This is a genomic window from Paenibacillus sp. P4_A7, from assembly GCF_056402455.1.
The window spans coordinates 1-6062 of the sequence record NZ_JBFUHJ010000335.1 but is presented as its reverse complement, the minus strand read 5'-3'; the positions used below and the strand labels follow the sequence as shown (position 1 = coordinate 6062).

Annotated in this window: 7 protein-coding genes and 1 pseudogene; 1 reads left to right on the top strand and 7 read right to left on the bottom strand. The window is 42.8% G+C overall.

Features of this window, described 5'->3' with window-relative positions; genetic code table 11:
• Positions 1–1132: homocysteine S-methyltransferase family protein (locus AC1DWN_RS25435; RefSeq protein WP_477561688.1), on the bottom strand; the 1132-nt coding region annotated here is incomplete at its 3' end.
• Between the two features lie 167 nt (positions 1133–1299).
• On the opposite strand from AC1DWN_RS25435, the gene AC1DWN_RS25430 reads away from it, so the two are divergent.
• On the top strand, positions 1300–1848 hold the full coding sequence (locus AC1DWN_RS25430) for a 1,2-dihydroxy-3-keto-5-methylthiopentene dioxygenase (RefSeq protein WP_477561687.1): 549 nt from the start codon (positions 1300–1302) through the stop codon (positions 1846–1848).
• A gap of 64 nt (positions 1849–1912) precedes the next feature.
• On the opposite strand, the gene AC1DWN_RS25425 is transcribed toward AC1DWN_RS25430, so the two are convergent.
• The 6 genes and pseudogenes from AC1DWN_RS25425 to AC1DWN_RS25400 form a co-directional block, all read right to left on the bottom strand.
• Positions 1913–2707, bottom strand: coding sequence for an HAD family hydrolase (locus AC1DWN_RS25425; RefSeq protein ID WP_477561686.1), 795 nt, complete (start codon positions 2705–2707; stop codon positions 1913–1915).
• 24 nt (positions 2708–2731) lie between these two features.
• Positions 2732–3238, bottom strand: coding sequence for a hypothetical protein (locus tag AC1DWN_RS25420; RefSeq protein WP_477561685.1), 507 nt, complete (start codon positions 3236–3238; stop codon positions 2732–2734).
• 88 nt (positions 3239–3326) lie between these two features.
• Positions 3327–3802 (bottom strand): annotated as a pseudogene (locus tag AC1DWN_RS25415) (aldo/keto reductase); the annotation flags it as partial.
• Between the two features lie 45 nt (positions 3803–3847).
• Positions 3848–4039, bottom strand: a complete 192-nt coding sequence (locus AC1DWN_RS25410) for a DUF896 domain-containing protein (RefSeq protein WP_477561684.1) — start codon at positions 4037–4039, stop codon at positions 3848–3850.
• Positions 4040–4161: 122 nt separating this feature from the next.
• Entirely contained in the window at positions 4162–5244 is a 1083-nt protein-coding gene (locus AC1DWN_RS25405) for an efflux RND transporter periplasmic adaptor subunit (protein WP_477561683.1), read from the bottom strand.
• A 28-nt stretch (positions 5245–5272) separates the two neighbouring features.
• Positions 5273–6062: ABC transporter permease (locus AC1DWN_RS25400; protein WP_477561682.1), on the bottom strand; the 790-nt coding region annotated here is incomplete at its 5' end.

The window sequence follows — 6062 nt, the reverse complement described above, 5'->3', positions numbered from 1 at the left end:
TATCTGTATCCTGCAAGTTAATATCAATAACATGAGCACCGCCCTTAACTTGCGCTCTTGCAATTTCCGACGCTTCGTCGAACTTTTCCTCTTTGAGCAATCGCTTGAACTTACGTGAACCAGAAATGTTCGTACGTTCCCCAATCATGATTGGACGATTCTCAGGCTCAATATACACAGTTTCTATTCCAGAAACCGCATTCACATGCTCGCCCATTTTCGTACGCGGTGAATATTGTGCCATCGTCTCAGCCATAACACGAATGTGTTCTGGAGTCGTGCCACAACAGCCGCCAGCAATGTTCAGCCAACCCTGTTCTGCGAAAGCTGACATTTTCTTAGCAAGCGATTGCGGAGATTCATGGTAATGTCCATTCTCATCCGGCAGTCCTGCATTTGGGTAACAGCTAACTCCGGCCTTAGCGATTTCACTCAAAGTACGTAAATGATCACGCATAAACTCCGGGCCAGTTGCACAGTTCAGCCCAATTGAAATCGGCTTCAAATGCTCAAGTGAAATGTAAAACGATTCTATGGTTTGCCCTGCTAGTGTTGTCCCCATAGGCTCTATCGTTCCAGAGATCATAATCGGAAGTTCACGGCCAAGCTTGTCGAATGCATTACGAATCCCAATGCTTCCTGCTTTAACGTTCAATGTATCCTGGGACGTTTCCAGCAATAGGGCGTCTACGTCACCTTCAATCAGTGCAAGCGCTTGTTCGTAATAGCTCTCTACGAGCTCATCGAACGTTACGCCACCAGTAACAGACAATGTCTTTGTTGTGGGACCAAGCGCACCAGCAACATAACGCGGCTTATCGGGTGTACTAAATTTATCACATGCATTACGCGCCAGCTTGGCTGCTGCCAAATTGATTTCTCTTGCTTTTTCCGGTATATCGTAGTCTGCGAGAACAACACTAGTAGCACCGAAGGTATTTGTCTCCAAAATATCCGCGCCTGCTTCTAAATATTGCTCATGAATAGACTGAATAACATCTGGACGTGTAAGCACCAGCATTTCGTTACATCCATCCAGCTCTGCTCCACCAAAATCATCCTCATTTAAATCCGCTTGCTGTATCATAGTGCCCATCGCGCCGTCCAAAATGAGGATGCRCTTTTCAAGCATTTGTTGTATGGTTGGTTTCGACAAAATTCTTCATCCTTCCCAAAAATCATTAACCAATAGTTTATCAGAATCCCAGCTGTGTGAACAGGTAATTTCATCGACAATACCATATTTTTGTTTTATAATCATTATATCATTTAATTTCCATAGGAAAAGAGGGAAAGAGCATGGCTGAAATAAAAATCCGCAACACAGAGGAAAGAATTACAGGCGAGGAAAATGTCCGTGCATTTCTAGAAAAACAAGAAGTGCTTTATGAGCATTGGGCTCCAAGCAAGCTTGCAGAAAATCTGCAACAAAAATTCATCCTTACGGATGAAGATAAAGCAGAAATTCTGTCTACTTACGACGAAGAAATTCGAGAGCTTGCAGCACGCCGCGGTTATCAGACTTGGGATATTATCGCTTTGTCCGATGCTACTCCTAATCTCGACGAACTTCTCAAAAAATTCGAAAACGTTCATACACATACCGAAGATGAAGTTCGCGCTATCACTGCTGGCAAAGGAATATTCATCATTAAAGGAACTGACGATGTTGGATATTTTGACGTTGAGCTTGAAGCCGGTGATGTCATTTCCGTACCGGAATACAAACCGCACTTCTTCACTCTTATGGATAACCGTCAAATTGTTGCCGTTCGATTGTTCATTGAAACAGAAGGCTGGATTGCTCACCCGTTTGCAGATGATGCCTTTGCAGGCAACAAAGCCTAGTTAGACATTAAAACAATGCAAGCCCCTCGGTCTCAGCAAAAGCTGAAAGCGAGGGGCTTTTTTTCTATTGCTGCAAATCAAGAAGCGGCAATAGCTCTTCTAGATTTTCAATTTCATGGGAAGGCACGATCTCGTCATTACGAACAGCTCCATGACGATTGATCCATACGGATGTCATGCCAATTGTGTTCGCACCCAAAATATCAGTGGTCAGCTTATCTCCGACCATGATGCCGTGATCAGGCTCGATACCGAGACGTTCAAGTGCATGCTTGAAAATTGAAGCGGCAGGCTTACCTTCTCCAAACTCACCCGAGATAATAATATGATCGAAATAAGGAATAATTTGCGGTACACCTGCAAGCTTCTCTCTCTGCAAGTCCGGTGAACCATTTGTTAGCAGCAGAAGCTTGTATTTACCCTTCAAAGCATCAAGCACACGGAATGTTTCTTCATAGACGATCGGACGCRCACGGCGTTCTGCAGGAAAACGCTCAGCGAGTTCTGCACCAAGCTGCTCGTTGTCTACCCCTAAAGCCAGCAAACCTTGCGTCCAAGCAGCTTTACGGTAGCCTGGAGCCAAGCTCTCCAGCTTGCGGAACTCGGGTTGCTCGCCCTCGAGAAACGGCGCCCACATCCCTTCGAAGGGATTAATACCGATCATCTTCGTAAAAGGAAAGGTCTCATAGGATTCGTATAATGCTCTTGCTTCACGACGAACCGCCTCTTCCAAAGCGTTCGGATCAACGCCAGATGCATCTGAACCTGCTTGACATGTTGCTTGAAAAGCTTCCTTTACACTGCGGTCATCCCATAACAGTGTGTCATCTAAATCAAATAATACAGCTTGTTTAGCCATAGTTGTCCAAACTCTCCTACTGGTTTATTTTTCTTGATAGGAAATTCCATGGGTTTGCGCAAAGCTCTTCAACTTCTCAGCAATTAGATCGGTCGGGTAACGATTCATAGCTCTTGAGAACACCCAGTTTGATCCTTTATGCTGTTCAACGATTACATAGCCCTTCTGAACGCTAAACCCTTTGATCGCTTCAACAGATAATCGTTTGTCACCCGTCATGCGGCGAGTTTGCAAGAAGTCCTTGCCAATCGTTATATACGGCTTACGCAAGAAGAATAAAGCGGCTAGAAAAATATAACAGCCTACTGTTACCCAAAACATTGTCGTCATTTCAAATGCTTCATCACCTGATATTATAAAGACGTACATGCCAATAAATAAAATAAGCAATATTGGCGCTATGTAATTACGACCAACAATTTTTTGTGATTGCTCACCGTTTAGAATGATTTGATCATTTCCTTGCTTTTTACGATTCTTATTTACAGTTTTCATATTTTTGCGCACTTTGCGCTCCCAAGAACGTGACAATTTACAACCTCCTATTATTTTCGCGATGCATGAACCGCTCCGTCAGCAATCATCTCGTCTTGCCAAGTTGAGCCTGGTAATCCTTACTAGATTTCATGAGCTGCCACGCAAAAAAATTCGAGCAGCCGATATATCTGACCTTGCCCGATCTTACTATATCATCAAGCGTCCGCAGAGTCTCCTCAATCGGCGTTGCATGATCCCACACATGTACTTGATACAAATCAATATAATCCGTTTGAAGACGCTTTAAACTAGCTTCTACACCGTCCATAATGTGCTTCCGTGATAAACCGACTCCATTTTGTTACTTGAAGTCGTCATTCTCACTTTCGTAGCTAGAACAATGTCGGAGCGTTTGTTCTTAATGGCTTTGCCGACTATTTCCTCAGAGCGTCCGCTTACATATACGTCAGCTGTATCGAGGAAGTTCCCGCCATGATCAATAAAACGATCGATCATGTCGATGGAAACTTCCTCACTCGTTGTATTCCCGAAAGTCATCGTGCCAAGACACAACTCAGAAACAGCTAGTCCGCTTTTACCTAACAGATTATATTTCATTTAGACATTCTTTCTTGGATTCGACATGAGTACCACTAACTTAGATTAATGTTTGACCTCATCTTCATTCTCAACAATCGTAATTGTATCTAATTGTTGACGAAAATTGCCCTTGAAAATCTCCAAATATTGGCGTCTCAATTCCGCGCGTTCCTTTGTTTCCGCCTCAGACAGACCTGTTGTTTTATTTATACGAGAAAGCTCGTTAATTCTCGCGATTAACTTATCCATTTCCATTAGCTTGCTTCTCTCCTCTCATGCTGCAAATGCGCTATACTCTACTTTTACATTTCAAGCATTCAGTTGTCAAGACGATGGATGCGGAGTGATTCGACATTTCACATGTTGTACATAATTAATTAACGGAGAACAACCTGATCGCCTTCCTTAATTCCTTCAAGCACTTCCGTCTGTTCTGCTGTCTCTAATCCGATTTTTATTTCCTTGCGCTCGTATTGTCCGTTGCCAGTGTCCAGCATGACAAAATGCTTGTCCTCTTCACGCATAATAGCAATTGACGGAACAACAGTCGCACTATCTTTTCGTTCAATTTCGATTGCCCCATTTAAGGTTAAGCCGGCAATTAAATATTCATTCGGCTCAAGCGTAATAACAACCTCAAACTGTGCAGCTTGATCTAAATTGTTCTGATCCGTTCCTGTTTTGGCAAACTTAGATACTTTCAGCACTTTTCCTGACAGCTTTACGTCCTTCATCGCGTTCATTTTCACTTGGACAGCCATTCCAGCCTTTATACGAAATACATCCTGTTCTCCAACTAATGCAATGAATTGAAGCTTATTCAAATCAACGACCTTCCCGATATATTCGTTATCCGCTAATGCCTGCGGGCGTTTATTCGGTTGATCAAACAAGAAAATTCCAGTAGCAGGTGAGCGGAATTGCGATTCCGTCAGTTCCTTCTTCTTCTTTTGCAAATCCTTCGTTTGAATTCCAGTTGTAACATCATTAAGCTCTTGGGATAAGCGAGCGATCTCTCGTTCGACTAGCTGCTTCTTACGAGCCTCCTCCGTCCATTCAAGTGGTGATGATTGATCCTCCTGCTCGCTTAAATATTCATTTAGCTCCGATTCTAGCTTAGCTTTGCGTAAAGAGGCTTCCATCTGCAAAATTTCATTTTGCCCCGCTGTTTGATCAAGCTGAAATAATACATCACCCTTTTTCACTTGAGCGCCGTCCTCAACGGACCACTTCGTAACCTCTGAGCCAAAAGGTGCGTACACAAGCGTCTCATGCTCATATAAAGATTTCCCTTTAACTTCCACTGTGTTTACGAGTGAATCTTTCGTCACTTGGAATGTAATATCTTGCGATTCAGTTGTGAGCTCCATCGGTTGTGTGGGATTGCTTAGCTTGTACAACCCAAAGCTGATTACGATTAGTATAAGTCCAATAATGCCAATCTTTATTTTTTTCTTCATCGTTATATGCTCCTTCTGCTACCCATTTCTAATCTCGTCTTATCGCGGTTAAAGCGTCTGTTCTGGATGCACTAATTGCCGGATATATACCGGATAACACACCAGTTGCTAGTGCGAACAACATCCCAACCGGAATCGCAATTAATGGTATAGAAATATTTAATGCGTCCTGTTCACCGGAAAGCGCAAGTATCAATCCGTTGATACCCCAAACAATCCAGTAGGAAAACAGCACACCAAGCAGTCCGCCTAGAAAGCCTAGTAAAGCAGCTTCTACAATAAACATATTGCGAATCTGACCTAGGTTAGCTCCAAGAACCTTCATAATCCCGATTTGCCTTCTACGCTGATAGGTAGACATCGTCATTGCAACGACAATTGAAATCGAAGCGATAATGAGAATAAACACACCAACCCCTATTGCTGCTGCCTTAATGATTTTAAATTGCTTGGCCAAGCTTTCCTTCTGGTACAAGTTCGTTTGTGTAGTCAAAAACAGCTTTTGTATTTGTTTCTCGACCTGTACAATATTTGCCTGACTATCCACCTTAACAACTACTGAATTATATGTACTCTTATTTTCATTGCCGAGCTTTAACTCCTTATTAAGTTGTTGTGCCGTCTCCATGGAAACATACGCTTTCTTGTCGTACATTACATTATTTTCACTCATACCATCCGGCTTTTTCAAAACGCCAACAATTCGTAAAGGTGTGCTGTTATGCGTTCCTTCCATCGAATCACTGCGGAAAAGGATCTGCTTCTGATACAACGCTGTAGGCATTCGATTTAAATTTTCATATTGCTTGATCAGCTTC